Source organism: Clostridium ljungdahlii, from assembly GCF_001636845.1.
GTDB lineage: Bacteria > Bacillota > Clostridia > Clostridiales > Clostridiaceae > Clostridium_B > Clostridium_B ljungdahlii_A.
The window spans coordinates 409,046-432,257 of the sequence record NZ_LITT01000023.1 but is presented as its reverse complement, the minus strand read 5'-3'; the positions used below and the strand labels follow the sequence as shown (position 1 = coordinate 432,257).

19 protein-coding genes and 1 riboswitch are annotated in these 23,212 nt (G+C 31.7%); of the genes, 2 read left to right on the top strand and 17 right to left on the bottom strand.

Annotated elements, in window-relative coordinates; genetic code table 11:
• Positions 1–862 (bottom strand): Ig-like domain-containing protein (locus tag WY13_RS11630; RefSeq protein ID WP_192845023.1); only part of this gene is annotated, 862 nt, incomplete at its 3' end.
• Positions 863–1,652: 790 nt separating this feature from the next.
• Here WY13_RS11630 and WY13_RS21025 point away from each other — a divergent pair.
• Positions 1,653–1,796: a hypothetical protein gene (locus WY13_RS21025; RefSeq protein WP_156499025.1), complete on the top strand. Its 144-nt coding sequence runs from the start codon at positions 1,653–1,655 to the stop codon at positions 1,794–1,796.
• Positions 1,797–2,197: 401 nt separating this feature from the next.
• Here the strand turns inward: WY13_RS21025 and WY13_RS11625 are convergent, their stop codons facing one another.
• On the bottom strand, positions 2,198–3,715 hold the full coding sequence (locus WY13_RS11625) for an Ig-like domain-containing protein (protein ID WP_063555811.1): 1,518 nt from the start codon (positions 3,713–3,715) through the stop codon (positions 2,198–2,200).
• A gap of 257 nt (positions 3,716–3,972) precedes the next feature.
• On the opposite strand from WY13_RS11625, the gene ytaF reads away from it, so the two are divergent.
• Positions 3,973–4,596 carry a sporulation membrane protein YtaF gene (gene ytaF / locus WY13_RS11620; protein ID WP_063555810.1) on the top strand — a complete coding sequence of 208 codons (624 nt, stop codon included), beginning with the start codon at positions 3,973–3,975 and terminating at the stop codon, positions 4,594–4,596.
• Between the two features lie 22 nt (positions 4,597–4,618).
• Here ytaF and WY13_RS11615 read toward each other — a convergent pair whose 3' ends face one another.
• From WY13_RS11615 to WY13_RS11550, 15 genes are all read right to left on the bottom strand, one after another.
• Positions 4,619–5,416, bottom strand: a complete 798-nt coding sequence (locus WY13_RS11615; RefSeq protein ID WP_063555809.1) for a heme ABC transporter ATP-binding protein — start codon at positions 5,414–5,416, stop codon at positions 4,619–4,621.
• Positions 5,416–6,465, bottom strand: a complete 1,050-nt coding sequence (locus tag WY13_RS11610) for a FecCD family ABC transporter permease (RefSeq protein WP_063555808.1) — start codon at positions 6,463–6,465, stop codon at positions 5,416–5,418. Before WY13_RS11610 ends, WY13_RS11615 begins: the two co-directional genes overlap by 1 nt.
• Before the next feature lie 25 nt (positions 6,466–6,490).
• A complete protein-coding gene (locus WY13_RS11605) occupies positions 6,491–7,441 on the bottom strand; it encodes an ABC transporter substrate-binding protein (RefSeq protein WP_063555807.1) in 951 nt (316 codons plus the stop codon).
• Between the two features lie 99 nt (positions 7,442–7,540).
• Positions 7,541–7,719, bottom strand: a riboswitch (cobalamin riboswitch).
• A gap of 275 nt (positions 7,720–7,994) precedes the next feature.
• A complete protein-coding gene (locus WY13_RS11600) occupies positions 7,995–8,780 on the bottom strand; it encodes a YARHG domain-containing protein (RefSeq protein WP_063555806.1) in 786 nt (261 codons plus the stop codon).
• Positions 8,781–8,793: 13 nt separating this feature from the next.
• On the bottom strand, positions 8,794–9,849 hold the full coding sequence (locus tag WY13_RS11595; protein WP_063555805.1) for a hypothetical protein: 1,056 nt from the start codon (positions 9,847–9,849) through the stop codon (positions 8,794–8,796).
• Between the two features lie 2 nt (positions 9,850–9,851).
• Positions 9,852–11,126, bottom strand: a complete 1,275-nt coding sequence (locus tag WY13_RS11590; protein WP_063555804.1) for a TRAFAC clade GTPase domain-containing protein — start codon at positions 11,124–11,126, stop codon at positions 9,852–9,854.
• Positions 11,127–11,181: 55 nt separating this feature from the next.
• The gene (locus WY13_RS11585; protein WP_242866455.1) at positions 11,182–11,892 is read right to left on the bottom strand and encodes a GDSL-type esterase/lipase family protein; all 711 of its coding nucleotides are present in this window, start codon (positions 11,890–11,892) and stop codon (positions 11,182–11,184) included.
• Positions 11,893–12,142: 250 nt separating this feature from the next.
• Complete coding sequence (locus WY13_RS11580; protein WP_063555803.1) at positions 12,143–12,493, bottom strand: hypothetical protein; 351 nt, start codon at positions 12,491–12,493, stop codon at positions 12,143–12,145.
• An 89-nt stretch (positions 12,494–12,582) separates the two neighbouring features.
• Entirely contained in the window at positions 12,583–12,906 is a 324-nt protein-coding gene (locus tag WY13_RS11575) for a hypothetical protein (protein ID WP_063555802.1), read from the bottom strand.
• 158 nt (positions 12,907–13,064) lie between these two features.
• The gene (locus WY13_RS11570) at positions 13,065–13,844 is read right to left on the bottom strand and encodes a sugar phosphate isomerase/epimerase family protein (protein WP_063555801.1); all 780 of its coding nucleotides are present in this window, start codon (positions 13,842–13,844) and stop codon (positions 13,065–13,067) included.
• A gap of 189 nt (positions 13,845–14,033) precedes the next feature.
• Positions 14,034–14,201: a hypothetical protein gene (locus WY13_RS21020; RefSeq protein ID WP_156499024.1), complete on the bottom strand. Its 168-nt coding sequence runs from the start codon at positions 14,199–14,201 to the stop codon at positions 14,034–14,036.
• A 353-nt stretch (positions 14,202–14,554) separates the two neighbouring features.
• A complete protein-coding gene (locus tag WY13_RS11565; protein ID WP_063555800.1) occupies positions 14,555–15,202 on the bottom strand; it encodes a hypothetical protein in 648 nt (215 codons plus the stop codon).
• 391 nt (positions 15,203–15,593) lie between these two features.
• A complete protein-coding gene (locus WY13_RS11560; protein WP_063555799.1) occupies positions 15,594–16,853 on the bottom strand; it encodes a vWA domain-containing protein in 1,260 nt (419 codons plus the stop codon).
• A 564-nt stretch (positions 16,854–17,417) separates the two neighbouring features.
• Positions 17,418–19,763, bottom strand: a complete 2,346-nt coding sequence (locus tag WY13_RS11555; RefSeq protein WP_063555798.1) for a hypothetical protein — start codon at positions 19,761–19,763, stop codon at positions 17,418–17,420.
• A gap of 32 nt (positions 19,764–19,795) precedes the next feature.
• Positions 19,796–23,203, bottom strand: coding sequence for a tubulin-like doman-containing protein (locus WY13_RS11550; RefSeq protein WP_063555797.1), 3,408 nt, complete (start codon positions 23,201–23,203; stop codon positions 19,796–19,798).
• Between the last annotated feature and the right edge of the window lie 9 nt (positions 23,204–23,212).

The window sequence follows — 23,212 nt, the reverse complement described above, 5'->3', positions numbered from 1 at the left end:
TATTGTCCGAAGCCCATGTGACACCTTTATTCGCGGTATCCGCCGGAGCTACCGTAGCTGTAAGCTGGCTGGTGCCGCCGACATCAATAGAAGCGCTGGTCCTATCTAATGTGACGCCTGTAATATCTGATGAAGGTGCCACATTAGAACCGCTGGTCGTATCTAATGAAGGTGCCACATTAGAACCGCTGGTCGTATCTAATGAAGGTGTCAATGCTTTAGTCTTGAACAAGATTTCATACGCATTGGTTGTTAATGTAACAGGTGTTTGGTCCGCCGTGATACCTGAACTTACTTTTACTTTATAAGAAGTGCTAGGTTCCAATTTTGTTGTTGGAGAAACAAAAAGGCTTCCATTAAGACTCTTATTCATAGTAACATTAGTAGCTACACTACTTTCTGTCGCATCGGCATTTACTTTTACCAGTGTTACTAGACCTTTGTTGTTAGTATAGTTGCTATATGTATCTGACTTACCAAGGATATTTTCATTGAATGCAATTTGAAAATTAGGTAAGAGGTCTACTCCATTTCCGTCTGCACCATTGAATTGACTAGCAGGATATGAAGCATTATTAGGTATTCCTGCTTTCAATTCCCTACTAGCAGTATAATTACCACTGGAAGAACTATAGTCAGAATTAGACGCATCACTTAAATAAACACCTATTAATGATGCATTATTAATAGTGCTACCTCCCACAATCGACGTATCATTCGGGTATGAATAAAGCGATGCTGTAACCGCCGAAACCTGTGCGGTATTACTGAAAAGCATTACAAATATAAGTAGAAATGTAAAAAATCGAGCACTATATCGTCTAATTTTTCTTCCCACATTGGGAATAATACTTTTACACATAAAACTCCCCCCATTTTTCTTATAATTTACCATAAGTTAATAATATTAAATGCATATTGATTATATTTTGATTAGGCCACAAAAATCTTGTAATTACTACCATCGTTGATATATTTATAAACTCTCAACAAATCACAGCTATACAAGCTTGTACATAAAAATTGGTTTGAAAATAAAGCATCACGTTTCAAAAATATAAAAAATTTGAAAAGACAAATATGCTCTCTTTTTTACTTTTGTTTCAATTTGTATCCCTCCCTAAAAGATATAATTTAGTACAAAAATAAACATACAAGGATATTTTTGTNCAAAAATCTTGTAATTACTACCATCGTTGATATATTTATAAACTCTCAACAAATCACAGCTATACAAGCTTGTACATAAAAATTGGTTTGAAAATAAAGCATCACGTTTCAAAAATATAAAAAATTTGAAAAGACAAATATGCTCTCTTTTTTACTTTTGTTTCAATTTGTATCCCTCCCTAAAAGATATAATTTAGTACAAAAATAAACATACAAGGATATTTTTGTGTTAAATTATATTACATAGTATAACATCACATGACAGCACAATTTTGCAATTATATTATATCACATAACGTGACATAACACGACATAATAATACAATTTTGTAATTTGTATTTTCTACATATGAAGGGTTGGGGTATCTGTAGTAATGGAACAGAAAGTTACAACTTGATCTCAATTATTTCCATATATACAACAAACACTTACTAATCCTAAGCTTAGCAATTAATACTGGTAATGACTTTATAACATTTGAAATGAAAAACATTGAAGAGATAACAGAAGAAAGGGACTACCATGGAATTAGAGCTAATATTATAGGAAAAATTAAAAATACAAAAACACCTTTTCATATAGACATAGGAGTTGGAGATGTTATAGTTCCTAAATCCAAATGTTAATAGAAATTGAATTTGCAAAGGTAATTGAAGTTTTGAAGATTTTGATAAAATTATTATGTAAAAAAAGAACAGGTATGTATTTTTAAACACACTCTGTTCCATAACTATAATTATTTATTTCTTAACTTAATGACATTGCTTATACTCCGGATATTTTTTAGTTAGAAAATCTTAGAGACTTATATATATCTGAGGTACGAGTTTATCCGATGACTACCTGTTCTAATACTTCCACTTCTCCAAGTGGGGGTAAAGAACAGCTACGTCCCTGGGTAACGATTTCTAAGCCTCTTTAGATTTTCAAAATACCAAGCTTTAGACTTATAAAAAGTTTTTAGTGTGATGAATTTTGTTAGTATATGACTGGTATAAGTAAACTTTCTACTCAGAAACTCTATAAGTTAATTATTAAATTTGCTTCCCATATCATTTATATATTGGACAAAAGTTTGTCCTATATCATCCAAGGACCAAAGACCCGTAGCTTTATAACCATACTTACTATACGCCGTATAATCTTCATAATTTATACTGTAAGTTTGTATTATAGGATATATTGGCTTGTCCAATCCATATGCTTTATAATCTGCAGCCATTTGATCCAAACATTTATTTACAGACCACTGCATTTCTCCCCAATAACACTGAGGTGCTGAAAAATCACAGTATTTGTTAAAAACTGAATAAGCTATGTTCTGGTGATAACTGGCTATTGGAAAAGATGTATACCCAATTATTGCATTAGGACATTGACTTCTTATAAGCTCACATATTTCCTCTGTCTGCTCAGTTTTATTTTCTACAGCATCCTCTGCATCAAATACATAGTAATCACTGTTATTTAATGCCTCTATAATTAAATTACCCTCACCTTGAACATCATCAAAATGGTTGTAACCCCATGTTCCTACTTTAAATCCTGCCTCTTTGAAATATCCAACATACTTTAAAAAATCATCTCTAAAATTGGTTCCTCCGCCTGAAGGACTGGAACCTTCGTTGTATTTAATACACACGTTGTTTATCCCCATAGATTTTAATTTTGCTATTAAATTATCTATGCCTCCATAAGCATCCACTTGATTTTGAAGTTCCCATATCCACATGGAAGTAGAAGCTATACTATCCACATTTTTAGTGGAAGGGTTTATAGTTAAGGACAAATCAACCCCTTTACTATATCCTTTTACCTGTCCTTCATAAACATACTTTCCCGGTGAAGCTAAAGTATTTACTTTCTTATTCCACTCAACTCCTACCTGCACTTTTCCTCCATCAGACATAACTGCAGTCACCTCATCAGGCAACTTATAACTATCACCTTGATCTATTGACACACTGATATTGTCTATATTCTCTATTTTTGCCCCAGTTTTAAAATTCATGGTAAGAGCAGTTTTTAAAACTTTATTATATCTACCCATTAAGTTATTATCAATTTTCAATATATAATAACTTTCAGGATCATAGGCTGAAACTGTAGATACAGTCATATAACTATCGTAATTGCTTAAAGATATATTTATAGGCACTTCTGCATTAGTTTTTTTGTTTATAATTTTTACATTTTCTTTAGCTGAAGACAAATCTACAGGTTGGTTAAAGTGAATTATCCAGCTTTTATTCACAGGAACGTTGTCCACATTATCCGCATTTGCTGGCAAAAGATTACCACTACTTTCACTTACTGGAGAACTAGAATTACTTTCTGATATGTATTTAGATTCCTCTTGTGATGCTAAAGTTTTAGACGTGTCTTGTAATGTTTGGAACTTTGAATTGTCTTGAGTCGATACTACTTGAGTTTGGGATTGAGTTGTATTAGAAATATCACTGGCTAGTACAACGTTACACGGATTTAGCTGATACATTACAGCAATTGATGCAAACATTAAAAGATTCTTTAAATTTCTAATCAATTTTTTTCTCCTTTCACATAAGCAAAAAAATATCTTCTATTTTTTGCAAATTTCTATTGACTTTTAATATACCAGTATATTACCATATTATCTCCTGAAAATCAACAATAGGTGGACAATGTATATTACACCACTTATTCCATATTATCTTTATAAATACATAATTAAACATATCCTCAAAGGAAAAGTAAATAGTGGTAGCATTGTATTTTATTATGAATATACTATAGGAGTAACCATACTATAGGAGGAACATAATGCACTTATTGCCTTCATTTTTATTTGCCTTATCCGCAAATATAGACAGTTTCACTGTAGGAATATCCTATGGTATTAAAAAAATGAAAATTAGTCCATTAAGCACTATTTTAATAGCCTTAATTGCTACTACAGGAACATTTCTATCTATGGTTCTAGGTAAATTTCTGATTAAGTTTATGTCTGAAAATATAGCCAATGTCATTGGCAGCGGTTTTTTGATATTAATGGGCATATGGTTTATAATTGATGCTATTATAAAAGAACACTGTAAGGAAAACGAAAAACTGTGTAATGCTGAAAATAATCTTTTACCCTATAAAAATCTTTTAGACAATCCAGAAATAGCTGACGCTGACAATTCAGGTTATATAGATGTTAAAGAATCTATCTTTCTAGCTTTCGCTCTCACAATAAATAATGTTGGAGTAGGTATAGGTGCAAGTATAACCGGTATCAACATATTACTTGCCACTATATTTACCTTCATTCTCAGTGCAACAGGTCTAGTTGCAGGATGTGCTATAGGCAGCAGCTGTTTGTCTAAATTTTTTGGGAAATATGCTCCTTTTGTGTCTGGCATTAGTATTATAATTTTAGGTATCTATGAACTAATTATCTAAATTTCCATTTTGCTTATTGGGATCAGTCCCTTTCCTGTCCTATGGGTATTATATAGGGTTTCCCAGTAACTGGATTTTTTATCATGCATACATTTATTTTATACACCTTTTTTATATTTTCCTCTGTGAGTACTTCAAGGGGAGTGCCCTGCATTACAACTCTTCCGCTATTTACAAGTATTACATGGTCACTGTATTGGGCTGCAAAATTTAAATCATGAAGTACCACTATAACAGTTATTTTCTTACTCAAGGATTTGATAGTATCCAAAATCTCGATCTGGTGGTGTATGTCAAGATGAGATATGGGCTCATCTAACAATATTATATCCGTATCCTGGGTAAGTGCCCGTGCTATAAGAACCCTTTGTTTTTCACCACCGCTTAGCTGATTTATAAACTTGTCATGGAATTTCCAGGTATTAGTGACCTCCATGGCCTCTTTAGCAATATTATAATCACTCTCTGATTCACTTTGAAGCTTCGAAAAATAGGGAGCTCTTCCCATTAAAACTATATCTTGTACGGAAAAATCCATATCCAAATCACTGTTTTGTGGAACTACCGCAAGTTTTCTTGCAAGTGCCTTATTTTTCAAATCAAGTATATCCTTGTCTTTTATAAAAACTGTGCTCTTATAAGGCTTTAAAGTTTTAGCAATATTTTTGAGTAAAGTAGTTTTACCGGAACCATTAGGTCCTATAATGGAATAAAATTTATTTTTTTTAAAATCTATATTTATATCATGAAGTATATCAACTTCATCAAAACTGTAATTTAAATTTTTAACTTCAACTGCACACAAATTTGAATTATTCATTATATCACTCTCTTTTTAGATTTTATTAAAAGATAAATAAAATATGGAGACCCAAATAAAGCAGTTACAGCACCCACAGGTATTTCAGAAGGAGCAGCTATAGTTCTTGCCACCGTATCGGAAATAATCATAAACACAGCTCCAATTATCAATGAGAAAGGCAGGAGTACCCTATGGTCAGGTCCAAATACCATACGCACTGCATGGGGAATTATCAGTCCTACAAATCCTATTACACCACTTATAGACACACAGGCTGCAACAATTATTGAAGAAACAGCAAGTACTATTTTTTTTACATTTTCAACTTCTATGCCCAAACTTTTAGCGGTATCGTCCCCTGTAAGCATTATGTTTAAATCTCTTGAAAATAAAAGTATTATAATTACGCCTAGGAATATGAAAGGTATCAACTTCAATATTTGGTTATAAGTTGCTGCAGAAACACTTCCCATTGTCCAAAAAACAATTTTTTCAACCTGCTGCCTGTTAAATACCATTATTATAGATATTATTGAAGATAAAAGGAAGCTCACAGAAACACCTGCCAGAAGCAGTGTAGTTGGCGGTATCTTGTTTTTTACTCTCGCTATATTATAAACCAAAACAGTAGTTGCAATAGACCCTACAAAAGCCATAATAGTAATAGCTGTAGACCCTAAAAGCAAAGTATCCAGCTGAAGCATAAATCCAATTGCAGCTCCAAGAGCAGCTCCTGAAGATACTCCAAGTACGTAAGGGTCTGCCATTGGATTTTTGAATATTGCCTGAAAGGATGCACCTACTACTGATAATCCCATTCCAACTAATGCTGAAGTTATTATCCTTGGTAAACGTATCTGTAATATTATGAGCATGTGATTCTGTGATATACCTGCTGTAGAAACTAACCTTCCCACAATAGGTATTTTACTTAGTATCACATATAGTGTTTCCTTGAAGGATATGTTTGCAGAGCCAAGCATAGCTGATATTACTGCCGAAAAAAATAATATTACTATGCAAATGCAAAAAAATAACTTAAAATGCTTTTTCCTGGAAAATTTCATGAGCACATTCCTCTCTTATATATACTTAAAATGCTTCAGGATGAATTATCTTTGCCAAAGCTTCTAATCCATCTGCAAGTCTAGGTCCCTGTCTGCTTATAATATCTTCATCAATTTCAAAAAGTTTATTTTTCTTTACAGCATCCAAATCTTTATAGCCTTTCGTAGATTTAATTCCATTTTTTGCATTAAATTTGTTGGAACATATAAGTATATCAGGATTTTTTTCAACAAGTTTTTCTAGGCTGTAATTCCAACCTGTAACATCAGAGGCAGCATTCTTGCCTCCTGCCATTTCAATCATCTTGCCTATAAAAGTGTCTTTTCCCGCAGTAAAATCACCATCTGCACCATAACTTACCACATAATATACTGTAGGGGTGCTCTTTCCTTTTACTTTTTCCTGTACAAGTTTAACCTTTGCTTTCATATTTGAGACTATACTATATGCCTTCTTATTAGCATTCAATATTTTTCCTATATTTTCTATATTGTTATAAGTATTTTCAAAGCTTTCATTTTTTGAAATAGTTAAAACCTTTATATTAAGCTGCTGCAGCTTTTTTAAAATATCCGGTTTAGTTAAATTGGAAGCTATTACTACATCCGGTTTAAGCTGAACAATTTTTTCAAGGCTTGGGTCAGTTATAGTGCCCACAGATGGTATTTTAGAAGCTTCTGTAGGGTAAGTGCAAAAGTCAGTTCTACCTACCAAAAGATTTTGTTTGTTTAATGCATAGATTGTTTCTGTAACATTAGGCGATAAAGATATCACCTTTTTAGGCTCACTTTGAATTGTAATTTCCGTATTAGTTGAATCTTTTAACTTTAAAGGATAAGTGGTATTTTTAACAGATTCGCTTTTACTACTGCTGTCTGTAGTAGAATTGCTTGTATTAGATGCTCCACATCCCGCCAAAAATACCGTAATCGTAATCATAATTAGTAAAACAAATTTTTTTCTACTCTTAAACATTAGTTACTTCCTCCAATTAATTTAATAAACTAAAAAAACTATTACCCATAGATAACAGTTTTTAAGTAAATTATTTTACTCTAAAGCCTATCCACGTAAGCTATTCGTAAATTTTAGGCAGGTCTCCTGGCTCTGATTCATTGTATATTTACGCCTTCCCTGTTTCCAAGTGGCAAATTCATAAATATACTCCTCATTACAGTGGCGGGACCGCATAAGCTCTTCACTTATTTCCCTTTTAAACTTAAAAATCAAGTACCTAAGATTCAATATTAAATTTTAAGATAAGTATATCATTTCTCCTATTTTATATCAAATTCTACTTTTTATACGCCGTACATTTTCAAAGAAATAACTAGTGAGTATATTATCCTATTTCTTATCTGATGGCTACCTACTGTAACACTCCCACTTCTATCAAAGTGGGAGCTAACAGTAGCTACGCCCCTAGATAATTCATCTAAACTTAGTGGGAGAAACCAAAACTCTAAAGAGAAAGCGATTCACTTTAAATCAAAGATTTAAGTTCTCTGCTTTTCCCACTAAGTAAGATTCATTGATAATAATCTGCATCATATCCAGGTGATACATATTTCCCACGGCCTTCTGCTATTAATATGACCTTTACATTATGTCTCTCAAGAGCAGAAAGTTCCTTGCCATCATTGGTATACTTAGGATTAGGCTTATACCAGGACTTACTTGCAAAATAACTCTTATATGGTTCTGTAGGAAATGTATAGCCATGCCTTGCAAATATTTCATTTCTAGCAAGTGCCAGCTGCTTTTTACTCATACCTTTCAGGTCATTACTAGTAAGTGCCCTCGTATTGCTGTAAGGTATCACGTATTCTCCTGAATTATTATCTGAATCATTTTCACTGCTGTCTTTTAGATCAGAAGAAACGTTTTGCTTGGATTCCACATTTGAAACATTTTTGCCGGGACCTTTATTTATAAGTGAGGATATCATCTTAAAGGCAACAACAAATACAATTATAGTTAAAACAGTTATACCTATCATTTTGAAATTAAATGGCCGCTTATCCTTAAGTGGGGTATCATCTTCATCTAACTCCTGGGTAAATTCCTCCTTATCTTTTCTATCTGCCCTCTTTTGTTCATGAGATGAACTAAAATCAAAAGTATCGCTGTTCTTTAAACTATCCTCATGCTTTTTATCTTCTTTTTTATAGTCATTATTTTCTTTCCCATAGTATTTTGTATCATCATTTTTATCCTCTTCTTTTTCATGTCCCTTTTCCTGTTTTGCACCACAGTATACACAAAACTTATCATTTTCATTGAGCTCTGTACCACATTCTCTACATTTAGCCATCTACTTGTCACCTCTAATCTTTATTTGAAAATAACTTCTTTAAAAAATACACTAGATTATGTTTATGTTCAACTTGTTCATTTTCCTTCATACATATAGGACTTTTTTTAACTTCTTCACTTTGAGAAGATGGGCACAAAATATTATCATACATATCAATCGTAAATTTTTCTCTAGAACAATCATTATCTGCCTGAATAAAAAATTCATTTAAAGCCCGTTCATTTTCTATATTATTCATAACAAAGTCTATAAAAACATGATGTCCTTCATCAATTCCTTCAAGATAGAAATTATTATCTGCCATATCAAAAACATATCCTGCTTTTACATCTTGAGTAAGCCTTTTTATACTTCCTTCAAGGAGGAATTCAATATTTATAAACTCCTTTATCTCAGGCTGCTTCACATAAGTTGTAAAACCAACCTTTCCCCTTACTGCAAAAGGAAGTGATCTATACAGGTATTTTAGTATTCCTTTTATAACTTTATCCATATTTTTATTATAAGAAACTACAATATATATCTTTTTATTAAAAGCAGCTGCATCAAAACAAGCTTTTATCATATTTATAAATGTATTTTTATCTATGGAAGCAGCCAAAAACAAGTCTTCTATAGAATTAAAAACATCATAAGTTCTCTCAACTTTTATTTCTCTCAAACTTTCTATGGAAGTTCCCTTCTCCATATCATAATTTTCTACGAATCCTGAAGCGTATATTACTTTTTCAGGATTTTCTATGTATAACTTTCTTTCGTTCTCAGGTACTACATAGCAGTGAGTAAAATACCTATTCCTTTTTAATGTATAGTCCTTCCCTGCAAAAACTGACTGTCCTATTATAATTTTTCCATCTCCAGCATTTGCATAAAAAAGAACCTTAGGATATTTACTTAAATCTTTTTCTCCAGCTAAAAATGCAGGAGCAGCATAAAAGCATAAACTGTGAATAGTGTCTTTTATGAATTCATCCTCAAGTCCGCTGCTTTTTGCAATAGTATCATAACCTGGAGTACTGCTAAATATTCCTTTTTTTTCTCTAGTATAATACTGCTGCTCTATCATATCTATTCCCTGCCCCCATCCAGATAATTCATTTTATAAAGCAGCCACAAAAAAGGCTCATCCACTCTAATAGGATTTATACTGCTCCTTCTATCTATTTCAAGATGATTGGAATTAGAACCCAAAGAAGATACTGCAAAATAACCTACAGTTTTAAAGCAAGCATCCACGGCACCTTTAAATGGGGCATCAGCTTTCAATAAAAACTTTCTAACTTCACCATCAATATTCTCAAATTCATTTAAATTAAAAAATCCTTCATGATTGTAATCTTTAAATATATTACTGTTCTCTCCTATATATTCTTCATCCTTTAAGTTCTTAAGCATATCGCTTTTAGTAACTACTACTGCCGTAGGTATATGTGTTTTTTCTTTAGATTCCTTGGATATAAAATTTTCAAACAAATACACTATTATATCCTTCGGTTCCTGATACTTTTCTGTAAAGTCACCTTTTTCCCTGTTTACAATACTTAACTTTTTCCTCAAAGTTCTCATTTGAAGTGGATCTACAAGAAATATTATTCCATCTGAATTTTTTATATGTTCTGCATGATTTTCCATATAGGTCTTATCTGTCATGCCCTCACCTGGTATATCATAAAAAATAAGAGTTACAGGTGGAATTTTATCTTCTTTGAATTTCAAATTTTCTATTAAAGGTTCTACATGCTGTTTTGGAGTAGGGTCCAGCATTAAATTTTTTTCAAAAATTCTTTCTTGGTTCTCTCTTATCTCATCATTGTATCCAGAGTTTCCTGCAATAAGAGAGGCCCCTATTCTTTCACAAGTATACTTTTCAAGAACATAAAGGAGAGTTGTCATATACACAGACTTTCCTACTTGGGAAGCCCCTATAACAGATATAATCTTAGAAGGTCCTCTTCCTGAAGTTATAGGCAAATCATTATGACAGTAAGGACATAATCTTTCATCTGTACTTACATCATATTTATCCTTAATTTCAATCAGTACCTTGTCCACTCTAGTCTTATTTCTTTCAGGAAGCACTTGGGCCTTAACAATGGGATTCATTGGTCCTAATGTTCCTTTTCCTATCTTTTTATAGTATCTATTAAGAATCTCATCCTCTGATTTTTCATATTCAGGATCACCCTTTTCCGAGTGAGAAGCTCTGAATACCACATGATCTGATTTAAACTTTTTAAAGCAAAAAGGACATGTTATCATAAAAGGACCTCTTTCATAAGTTGCCTTCTCATAAGTATTTCTAGGTTCACTATCACTGCTCTTGAAAAATTTAAAGATTCCCATAATCTCACTCCTCCATATTAAATCTTCTAAGTTGAAAATAAACACATAGTACTTGCTATAAATATTTCTTCATATTTTCAAGAATAACTGAATATGCATTTGGCCACATATGTATACCTTCTATTGAAAATTCTTCTTTCAAGTTTCCTTCTTCATCCATTAATCCATCATTTACATTAATAAATTTATAATTATGTTTTTTAGCTAATTTTTCAACATCCTTATTTGCTTCTAGAATAACAGTATTTGTACGTGTCTTAAATCTACTCTTTTTAAATTCTTCATCTACTCCAAGGAAATCAGCTTTTGCATTCAATGGATAATAAGCCATTAAATACACTTCGCAATGGGGAAGCTTTTCACTTATTTGAGTTAAAATTTTACCATAGTTATCAATTAAATTTTCCTTCTTATAATCTGGTGTATTCATATCATTTGTTCCTATATTAATAAATATTTTTGATGGTTCCAACTCAAAAATGCATTCATTCATAGAAGCTAATAATTCTGTTGTTACAAAACCCGCAATTCCTCGATTATAGATAATACAGTCTTTCTCTAAAGTTTGCTGCATCTCATTAATTGGGAAAAATTCCATTAATGAAGAACCAACAAATAAAATTTGTCCTTTCTTAACAGATTGATTAAGTATCTTATAACTTTTTAATTTGTTTCTCTTTTGCCCCTGTATATAATTATATAATACAGCCTGACGTACACTCTTCATATCTGGTTTTTGGGGCATTTCCATAGTTTTTTCATCCATCACCTTAATACCTCTATTCCATTGATTCTTTTAGCTTAGACTTATCAAAATATTTAACGAGCTGAAGGTTGTAAAAATATCTCGCAGTATACTTCAAATTTTACTTACAGCCTACAAAGCTTTTGAAAATAGCAAAGAACAGATATACAATTTCTAAAAAGAATTTATAATGATATCTGCAACCTAATCCTCCTATTTCTTCACCAGTAAAAAAAATAAATTTTAATTCATATCTTACTTTGTATTGAATTTAAAACCTTCTAATTAAGACACCTTTCATATTTGCTGAATCATTATGAATATGATAAATCTTTTCTTTTTCTTCCTCAGTACATCCAATTAATATTTTGATTTCTGAATCCTTTTTTATTAAATCTATAGTACACATTATCGCATCTATTTTTTGTTCCTTGTCTGTTCCTTTCCAAATATCAATTCCACTACCATCCATTGATGAAGTACCTCTTAGATAACCATAATCTATTTCATAAAAGAAATCTGGATATTTGGGATGAACTGTTCCCTTGGGCCTATCAATAACAACCTCCGATTCTTGCACAAGACTATCTAATACATTCCAAAATTCTATGTTATATTCCATAAACCATTTTCCCCCAAATTCAAATAATCTTCAGTTCACGATATTTTACCATTGTTCAATAATAAAAGAATATTACACATTTATATTATTTAATAAATGTTCATTGGACTATTGGGTATATTTCCAGCAATAATCTCCAAAAGAAGATTGCCAATATGTGGTGTAAAAAACTCTTCGCTTGATGATAATAATTCATCTATACTCCACCATTTGAATCCATTTAATGTTCTTACTTCATTAAGTGTCATGTTTTTAAAGGATATGTCTGTATTCTCTGATTTAATAAGATAATACCTCTCATAACTAACAAAATCTCCTTTTTTGCCATTAAAGACTACTTCTTTTGTCCATATCCAAGATCCTATTTTTTCACTACTAATTAATATGGCTCGGGCTGATTTCCTTATAAACATATTATCCCCCTATAAGATTAGCAATTTCAGTTCATCATAACTTACTTTTAAGTCACATAAAAATAACAATGTGCAATAGTTTGACTACTGATTATGCTCTTATTTTACTCTTTTCTTTGCCAGCGAGCCAGGGGTTTTGTTCTGCTTATTTGTCGCAGTTATAAGGCAGCGAGATCGGTGGCTTTTTGATATGATTTACTAAGAAAATTTTCAAGCTGAACAATATCTTCTTTTCCGCGATATTCTGTTTCAAGTGTCAAACAGCCCTTATATGAAGAGTATTTTATTCTTTGCATAACTTTAACCCAGTCTATTGTTCCCATGAAAGGCGGAATATGTTGATCTTCTATCCCGTTATTATCGTGTAGATGAACAGCGGCAAGTCTATCCGCATACAATGACAACCAATCAACATCCTTACACCACGCATTAGAATGGCCTGAATCATAACAAAAGGCAATGTGTCTGTCATGATAATGATCAAGGACATACCTTATATGCTGGTCAGTGCGAACATTTTCAATTGCCAATACAACATCATGTTTTATCGCACATTCAAATAAATGCTCAAGCCTATGTAAACCTATATCTGATATCTCTGGCGGCGCGCTTCCGTTTGTCAAATGAATAACCATGCATCGTATATCGTTGATATTACAGTCTTTTATTGCCTTAATAAACTCTTGCGTTTTTTCATCGCCATTAGGTCCAGTTTCCCACAAAGAATTGCAATTATCTATGTCCGAATGTACGTTTTCAATTTGTAAATTATACTCATTCGCTAAAGAAACCCGCTCATTTCTTGTGTTTTTATCGTTTTCTCCCCACCAAAGCATAACTGAACGATATCCTAACTTTTGGTATATTGCGAAACGCTCCTTCAATGATAAAAACGGATATCCATTTGCCGTTGTAGTTCCGATAATATTTTGCTTCACTACAATCCCTCCCGATAGTAAGTGTTTGTGCATTATATAAATAATTTTCAGTCTGCACTTATTTACAAATGTGAACTCTCTCATAAATCGCTAATAAAAATATCTTATAGTAGTTGAGAATTTAAAGCGGAAAATTTTATTTCTTTTTTCCTTTCTAACAAAGATTACTCATTTTAAATTCAAATATTGCTAATTATCAAATAGTTTCGGGTATAAGTACAATAGACATCCAACTACTATTCCAAGTATAATATAACTAATTAGATTACTTTTTAGTTTGATAACTTCAAATCCTATAAAAAATGTTAAGAAAATAATTAAGAAATTTATTAATGCAAATAATTTATTCTTTTTCATATCTTACCACCTATCATCCATTATTAATAATATCTTACAAATGTGAACTCCCTCATAAATCACTAATAAAAATATCTTAGAGTAGTTGAGGATCTAATATTGGCTATTCATATATGTGATTTTAAATAAAATTTCAACTTATACGCAGAGATATTTTACAATAATGAAGCACATTTAAATATTTTGTACATAAGTCTTAGTAAAAAATTTGTGAAAATCTTAGAACTTTTGAATTGTTTGAGGTACGAGTTTTCGAAAGCTCTTAGATTTTCTAGAATTTTTCACTTAGACTTATCAAAATATTTAACGGGCTGAAGGTTGTAAAATATCTAGTAGTATACTTCAAATTTTACTTACAACCTACAAAGCTTATAACTGCTGCCATATTTATCAATATCCTTTATAAATACTTTCACGTATTCATCTTTCTTTACCGTTATTTCTGGCATTTCATTTACTCCAACATGAATATCACAGATAAAATCAAAACTTATGCCATCCCTATTGTTCACAGGATAAGAATCTCTCTTTTTTACATAGCACAGTACATCTTTATGGAGAGGAATTTCTGACTTTATAGTTATCTGCAATTTTTTATTCTTGGAAAATAAACCCTTTAAAGATTTTACTTCTTTTATGTCATAATATATGTCAGGTTTACCTGTACTCACTACAATTTGGTTCTTACCATTATTCTGCTTTACAAAAATTATATCATCATCACTTTCAACCGCCGGAAAAACGTAGTACCTATACTGATTTATTTCTTTAATGCTCTCACAATACCCATTGAATTCTTTATATTCTTCCATAGTATATAATTTTGCACTTTCTAAATTTACATCGTTCAAAGAAAAATCATCCAAGTTGTCAGTTTTCATTACATACACTATATCTGTATCTTTAGGCCATTTCCATCTTATATAAAGCCTGTCTTTCTCAACTTCGCAGCTAATTTCACATATTTCACTAGAACCATCTTCAAATTCAATTACCTTCATTACCCTACCACCCAATTCTAAATATAATTATCTTAACTTTCACAGTTTAAGCATAAATTGCAAAGCAACTTTTTCAAGAGGACAATTGACAGAGGACAGAGGACAATGAAGGTGAGTTTTCCTCCTTACGTCAGAAAACTAATTTATTTTTAAGCTTGTTTTGCTAATGCAAAACATCGCTTAAGCATGCTCTAAAATCTATGAGTTTCAGATAATTGCTTGCTCAGAAAGTACTTCTTAGAAACAAAAAAGCATGAGTTTCTTTTAAATTAAAGATTTTTCGTAGTGCAGCGGAGAAAAATCCTCATTCACTGTCCACTGTCAATTGTCCTCTGTCCTCTCAAAAACTTTGTTTCGCAAAGTTTTTATATTATTTGCAAAAGTTGAGTAATTACCTAAAAGTATTACCTTTAGTTTTGTCAAAACTAGCCCTTTGATTTCCTCTTAAATAACTGCTTTTAGAATAATCTTTTATATCAACTATAACTGGAATAAGTGTAAATATAAGTGCAATCATAATAACTAAAACTGCCCTATAAAGAGAACCATGATCTGGGAAATGTAAAAATCCTACTTCCATGATAAGTCCTCCTAAAAATCCAGCTGCAATTCCACCTATTAAAAATCTCTTAAGTAAATTTTTATTATCGAATACAAAACTTATAGACATTGTTATAAGTCCAGATATAATTGTAATTAAAAGCACTCTAAGTATCATATATAAAGTAGAAGATTCGGTTAATCCATCTCTTCTGTCTACCAGTAACCTCTGCTGAGTTGCATAATATATCTTACTAAAGGTTCCCTTTAAATCACTGGCATTTTTTACATTATAATATTCTCCATGAGTATCTTTTGCAATTTTCTTAAGTGTAGTAAAGTTATTTTCATTAGACATACCTATTGTGTAAATAGAAATGTTTGAATTTTTAAAAGGGCTAAGGGTCTCATCAAACTTTTTATTTAATCCAAAATTATCTTCACCATCTGAAAGTAAAATTACCGCAGCCTTTCTTCCAGGTCTTTTAGTTGAATTTATTTCATCATAAGCACTGTCAATGGCTTCTCCCATATTGGTATTTCCTGCTGGAGTTTCATATTGTTTCAACTCTTCCTCAGCATTTTTCTTAAGGGAATCTGAAACCTCTGTCATAGGTATTATTCTCTTTGAAGTATCATCAAATTTATAAATTGAAACCCTATTTTGTGTGTTCATATTATCCATAAGATTTAAAACCGAAGAAAATCTCTCATTTTGAGGATCAGTATTTGCCATACTTCCTGACGTATCTATTACAAAAACTATATCGTTCACCTTCTGAAACTTCAATCCGCTGCTTTCATATATAAATTGAAAAAGCATGCCAAATACAAAAATTGCAATAAAAGTACAGGGAATCAAAAATTTAAAAGAAGTCTTTAAGTAATTGTTTTTCCACGTAATGCCATTTAATCTTGGATTTATCATCTCCCCTACAAGACAAAAAGTACCTATACAAAGTGCTATAATTCCAAAATAAAACCCCATAAGTAAACTTCCACTCATCTTGTACTTATAAGCATTTATAAAAATTTCCCCTATAATAGATCCTATAATGCCTCCTATTAAACTCATAACAGTCATAGTTAAATTTACTCTTTTTTCTACCAACTGGATACCTCCTCATATAACAAAGTTCAAAGTTCAAATATCAAAGTTTAAATAATTTTTTATATGCTCTTTCAATGGCAAAATATAATTGAAAATTGACAGTTGAGAATTGACAGTTATGGATGATTTTCTTCCGTTAACACTGCAGAAAATCTAAACTATAGCACCATTGAAGCAAAGCTTCAATGAGTTTGAAATTCAATATTTTTCGTAACGTAGTAGAGAAAAATTCTCATTCACTCTCCACTTTCAACTATCAACTGTCAACTTCTAAGTAAGTTGAAACTTCTCCAGAAATACTTCTACATAGGATTTTTAGCCTAAATTTGAACTTATTCGTAGAGATATTTTTACAATAATGAAGCACATTTAAATATTTTGCACATAAGTCTTAGTAAAAAATTTTTAAAAAATCTAGAACTTTTGAATTGTTTGAGGCACGAGTTTTCAAAAGTTCTCAGTATTTTTTTAAATTTTTTGCTTAGACTTATCAAAATATTTAACGGGCTGAAGGTTGTAAAAATATCCGGAGAATAAGTCAAATTTTAAGCTGCAATCCCTATGCTAGTTTATCTCTGGCAGCAGTTTCTCATCTACTCCATGGATCAAATATCCATTTTCAATACAATAATTATAAAATTCCATTGAATTCCTCACATAAATAATATCCTTTGCTCCAAAACCGCCCATTAAATTCAATTTTTCAATACCACTGCTCTTTATTTCATCTATGTATCCTATTTTATAATTTCTGGTTTTCCTGTCAAAATCAAAAGCATACTTTATAAAATCACTGCTGTAATCTCCAAAAAAGTATTTTTCCATGTAGGGCTTTACGTCATAATTCATTATATAAATTTTCAAAGCTGAATTTTTATCCAGCATATCATAGAGTTTTCGATACAATTCTTCTTTTGAAAACACCTTGCTTTCTAAATCAGGAACATTCACATTGGCCCTTTCATTAAATTCTTCTTCAAAGGATTTTTTGAACTGATCCTCACTTAAAATATATTTAGTGCAAAAATATATTACCTTTCCCAGAAATTTTTCATCCGATTCCTTTAAATTCTCTACTGTATTTCCCATGTATTTATCTTCTAAATAAAAAGCTTTTCCAAAATTTTTCTCAAGTTTATCCACTATATCATTTACTACATTTTTATAGTAAGCCCTTACATTTTGAGCTGTATATTTATCCTGTTTTTCTATAACTTCATTTTCACAATTTTTTATTGTTCGCCCCAAATCCTTTACCCTATTTATGTAACTTGAAACTTCACTGTGAACTTTTAAAAGGACATCCTCGTAAATATCAAGAATTTTCTTTGATATATTTAATTTTAGTATTTCTAGTTTTCTCCCATATACATTTAAAAATATTTTCTCCTGAGCTTCTTTTACCTGGGCACCTTTTGAAAAAAAACTTTTAATACCAAAGCTAGGAGCAAATCTTGTTTCGTATATATCCTCAATTTCATCATTCAACTTACTTACAAATTTCAAGATAGAAGCTTTTCTATTTCTTATATAATCTATAGTTTCTCCTTCCTCCGAGGTCCAGTTAAAGGCACAATATAAATTAAGCTTATTGTCCTCAAGTATATTTTTTCTAATCAAAGTTCTCATATTATTTTCTAAATCACAACTTTTCACAGCTGCCTCGGAAGCCTTTTCAAAGTTTTCGAAGAAAAATGTTTCGCATCTATCATCGTATAACTTTTCTTCTATCTCCTTTAAGTTAAAACTTGATATTTTTTTCTCTACCTGCTTTAAATTATCTGCCATAATACCCTGCATGTCTTCTATTGTTACTCCACCAGGAAGTATTTCTTCAACTTGCAGTTCAATACTCGCTTCATCAATTTTTAAAATTTCATTTATAAATTTCTGCTGCTTCTTAGAAAGTGTATCCATTTCCTTTAACATTCTTTCATAAAATGCTCCAAGCACAGAAATAGCAATGGCACTATTAGGTCTTTTCACCTGTGAAAGCCCTGCTGAAATATACCTGTTCATAGAATTATCACAGCTTATATTTGATTTAAATATATTGTTGTCATAGTACTGATTTTCTGTATCCGAATAGGCGTTCGATGATGCCTCCCTATTTTTTATAAGATTTATATAGAAAATTATTTCATAGTTGTTATCCATGGAACCTTTGGGAATTATGCCCTTCTCATTTTTTTCTTCCAGAACATAGGTAAGATAAAATAAAGGTCCTTCCCAGATAACATTAAGCTGTGTCTCATCTCCATAAACAGCTATGTCTTCTTTAAATCTAAAGCTATCCTTTTGAAAATATTCCACTTCCCTAAAAAATCCTACTGTAACTGCCCCTTCATAGACCTCATCCTCTAAATTTTGACTTTTAATTAAAACATAGAGATCTGCAGAGCTGAGTTTAAATACCTCCAGCATCCTCTTTTTTAAAAGTACAGTTACTTCTGTAAGTATTACATTCAATGGATCTTTAGACGTAGTAATTACAGAAATATTTATGCTGTCAAAGGAGTTAAACATGTCCCCCTCTGACAACAGTTTATCCCTGGCTTCTGTAATTTTTCGATTTAAGTTTTTAAGATCTTCCTTATCACTATAAAATCTATCTCTTATATCTTTTCTCAATGTCTTTTTATTTCTAAAATCTTCATGAAGCTGGATGTTAAAAGAATTATCCGTGTCTTTAACAGATTTTGTGGAAACATTTATAAAAACTGCACCTCTGCCATTATCCCATTTTTTATCTATACTATTTCTAATATATTCATAGGCATCTTCAGTACTATCCCCTATAAAGAGGAAAAGTATGGGATTATTTACATTTCTTTTAGTGTCACCATCGTATATTGTTCTTTCCACCTTTAAATCATACTTTTCCACAAAATTTTTTAAAACTTCTTCCATGAAAATTCCTCCCAATTACAGATCCATATTATCTAAGCCAGCAATTTTTGTACCTCTTGAAGTCTTGAAAGTATGTCAGTATAAAAAGCATACAGTTCGTCACCATCTACCATCTGATACTTTCTAGTGTCCAATTCCCCAGCAGATGATTTCACTTCTTCTATAATAGAACTTACTTTTGATTTTAGGATCTCAACTCCATCTCCTGTGGAAAGCTGTTCTAACTTTCTATCTGAAGTTTTATCTACAATAGTCTTTTCTCCCTTGTCTAAAGTCTCATATTTATCAAATATAGCTTTATACTGATATTCCTTTTGCTTTAATACATTTATAAAGGGTTCTATATCTACTTTGCTGTCTTCACTTCCATTATAAACATAAAGCAAACCCTTTTTTATTATAGTTTCCGTATAAAGTGCCCTTAAAAAACTATCTACATTAGCTTCAGCTTTGCTCAAATCTGATATTACATTTTCAAGTTCCTTTTTCTTATCTATTATTTTTTCATACTTTTCCACTTCTTTTTTTACAAGCTCTGTAAGCTCTGGAGTTCTTATCAGATCAATTTTAGCCTTTTCGATGCTGCTGCTTTCATAAATATAATATTTCTGGCTGTCACTATCTTGCACAGGGGTCAACTTATCCTGAATAAGTTTGTTCATATCCCCTATGGCCCTTTTTACCTCTCCTATATTTATCTTGTCACTTTTCATATCCATATTATAATTTTTCATAAAATTATCTATATCAAATTCTTCAGTAATAACACACTTGTATCTTTCATTGCTCCCCTTTTGGGTATCTACTATACATCCAAGTTCTAAGGCTCTATCAAAGAGATTCCTTACTTTTTCATTATATCCTTTTACTCTATCATTTACATAAGTTGTACCCCAGGCTTCTTCTGGAATAGGTGACGGAAGGTATACCCAATTTTTCTCTCCGTTTTGATATAAATGCCTTCCTATTCCATCCCTTTCAAACATAGTTTTTTCATAAATCTCTTCGTAATGTTTTATAGGAGCATAAGAATACAATGGAACTCCATTTTTAGTGTTAAGCCAGAATATCCTATTTGTAACCATACTTTCCTTGATGTTAATGGCATTGCCTTTATTGGAGTTTTTCTTATATTCCTTAATTCCTTCAAGAATTTTCTTTGCATTTCTAGGCACTGAAACCATACTCCATGCCGGGAAATTCAATGCCTCCGTATTACTTAAATGAAAAATAGGCACTGCATCCCTATCAAGCTTTGGTGCAATTTGATCCTTAACTATATTTATTATAGATTTATCCTCTCCGTATTCTAAGGCAAGGAAATCTTCCATGGACTTTGTTATTACATCTCCATATTCTTCTGATACAAAATTTGAAATTGATCCAACCACATCAATATGCATTTCGTCAATCCATTTTTGGGATTCCTCTAAAAGTCTCTCAGAAAATCTCCTTACAATGTCATCTGCTTCTTCTTTATTCACAACTTTTTCAATATAATCTACTAAATCCGGCACTTTTACTACTGTCCAGGAATAAGTTCTTCCAAGGGCCCCTTCTATTTCTTCTCCCTTTACAAGTACATCTCCATCTTCTTTAAATATCCTGTTCAATTCATTTAATATTTCAGTGTATACCCTATAAATACTGTTATTCAGTTTGCTAAGCTCTTCAATTACACTGCTGTAAAAATCAGCCATCCTCATTATTCTCTGTTCTTCAGATTTTAATAAATACTCTTCACTTTTGGCCTCTATGTAATCATTTTTTTTACCTTCTTTAGTAAACAATAGGGCTTTTCTAGCTTCTACAAACTTATCCTCAGCTAGTTCTTCTGCAGACTTTATTTCCGTAGAAATATTCATAAGTCTTTCATTTAAAGAAGTTACTTGTGTCTCTAGAGTTCTTACAACACAAAATCCATCTGAAAACAATACTCTAGATGCATAAAAAGGTCCTTTTTTAGGGTCTTTAAAAATTTGATTAACCATATCCTTAACTAGTTTTAAAATTTCACCCGGATATTGTACTTTCACTTTATCATATTCATTTGTGCAGTCCCTCAAGTACTCTTTCATCTCTTCATCTATATTCACGGACTGCTTTTTTATTACATTGTCATAATTAAACTTTTCCCTGTTTTTATAGCCTGTTAGTGGCTTTCTATTTTGAAGATGCTCCTCAAATCTATCTATTACAGCATCCTCATCCAATCTTGCCTTTCTTATAAACTGATCTATTTCCTGTTCTTTAGGTACGTTCTCAAACATATACTGTATTTTTTCAAAAAGTTTATATGCCATGTAAGTAGTTATCTCTTCGAGAGGAAGTACTGCAGAGGAGGCACCTATCATTACATATTTGTAATTTGCCATATATGGTTTTGCCATATTATCCGTGTTCTGCTTCAAGTTGCTTATATAATCCTGTATTGCAAATACTCCTCCAGATTCTCTAACCTCATTTGACATGAAATTTACAATATTTTCTGCAGTCACATTCATACAGTAGTCATATGCATTGCTCATAGGTCTTCCATCTACATTTGTAGCAGAAATAAGATGGCACAGATTAAAAGGAGGCATAGGTGAATCCACTGTAAGCCTGTTTCTATACTTTTGAGTAAACCTCTCATGTCTGTCTCCAATACCCATGAGATAATCCAGTTCCTTAAGTGCTGCAAATCCATTTTTTATAATATAGGATTGTGCGGACTGATTGTCGGAAGTTTTGGATAAGTTCACATCAGGCATAAATAAATAGCTCATAATATTTACCTTGTCATCGCCTTTTGCTCCGTAAATATTATTCATTATTCCCCTTACTATATAGGCAATATCTATGAAAGTTCCACTTCCAGTTCCCCCTGAAAGTCCAGAAAGTACAAACACATGTAAAATTTCCTCTGTGTCTTCCTGAAGAAGTCTTATTTTCTTTTCTAGACAATCCACAATCTCATTAATTTTTGTAAAAAGCAGCAGTCTGCCAACCTGTCTAACTCCACCTGCACCATCAGTACCGCTTTCAGAAGACAACTCTGGTGCCAGCCACTCTTTTATACAATCATCCAGTATCTTACGATCATTCAATATGGACCTGACTTCTGCATTTGAAAGCATGACAAGTTCACTTTGAGGATCAAGTCCTACCCCACCATTCATGGGATATCTCTTATTTTTCTCTCCCTGATTTGTTTCAAAACCTAAGAACTCAACTTTCTTAGGTTTATCTTTTCTTGTATTTGAAATACTGTCCTGCTCCAGCACAAATCTTTTATTTATTTGATATTTTAATCTCAGCATAGCATCTATACCTGTTCCTCCAAGTCCTATTACAAGAACTGGATTAGGTATGGTTTCTATACGTATCTTGTCACTTATTATTCCTCCACCTTTGCTAACTTCAAGGTCTTCCAGGTGTTCCCTAACTCTAGTATTCATATTCTACCT

Excerpts from the sequence above, each read along its gene's own strand:
- WY13_RS11590 (WP_063555804.1), bottom strand. The coding sequence starts at position 11,126 with ATGGGAATCTTTAAATTTTTCAAGAGCAGTGATAGTGAACCTAGAAAT.
- WY13_RS11550 (WP_063555797.1), bottom strand. The coding sequence starts at position 23,203 with ATGAATACTAGAGTTAGGGAACACCTGGAAGACCTTGAAGTTAGCAAA.
- WY13_RS21020 (WP_156499024.1), bottom strand. The coding sequence starts at position 14,201 with ATGAAAAAGAATAAATTATTTGCATTAATAAATTTCTTAATTATTTTC.
- WY13_RS11555 (WP_063555798.1), bottom strand. The coding sequence starts at position 19,763 with ATGGAAGAAGTTTTAAAAAATTTTGTGGAAAAGTATGATTTAAAGGTG.
- ytaF (WP_063555810.1), top strand. The coding sequence starts at position 3,973 with ATGCACTTATTGCCTTCATTTTTATTTGCCTTATCCGCAAATATAGAC.
- WY13_RS11605 (WP_063555807.1), bottom strand. The coding sequence starts at position 7,441 with ATGTTTAAGAGTAGAAAAAAATTTGTTTTACTAATTATGATTACGATT.
- WY13_RS11575 (WP_063555802.1), bottom strand. The coding sequence starts at position 12,906 with ATGTTTATAAGGAAATCAGCCCGAGCCATATTAATTAGTAGTGAAAAA.
- WY13_RS11585 (WP_242866455.1), bottom strand. The coding sequence starts at position 11,892 with ATGGATGAAAAAACTATGGAAATGCCCCAAAAACCAGATATGAAGAGT.
- WY13_RS11580 (WP_063555803.1), bottom strand. The coding sequence starts at position 12,493 with ATGGAATATAACATAGAATTTTGGAATGTATTAGATAGTCTTGTGCAA.
- WY13_RS11565 (WP_063555800.1), bottom strand. The coding sequence starts at position 15,202 with ATGAAGGTAATTGAATTTGAAGATGGTTCTAGTGAAATATGTGAAATT.
- WY13_RS11595 (WP_063555805.1), bottom strand. The coding sequence starts at position 9,849 with ATGATAGAGCAGCAGTATTATACTAGAGAAAAAAAAGGAATATTTAGC.
- WY13_RS11610 (WP_063555808.1), bottom strand. The coding sequence starts at position 6,465 with ATGAAATTTTCCAGGAAAAAGCATTTTAAGTTATTTTTTTGCATTTGC.
- WY13_RS11615 (WP_063555809.1), bottom strand. The coding sequence starts at position 5,416 with ATGAATAATTCAAATTTGTGTGCAGTTGAAGTTAAAAATTTAAATTAC.
- WY13_RS11600 (WP_063555806.1), bottom strand. The coding sequence starts at position 8,780 with ATGGCTAAATGTAGAGAATGTGGTACAGAGCTCAATGAAAATGATAAG.
- WY13_RS21025 (WP_156499025.1), top strand. The coding sequence starts at position 1,653 with ATGAAAAACATTGAAGAGATAACAGAAGAAAGGGACTACCATGGAATT.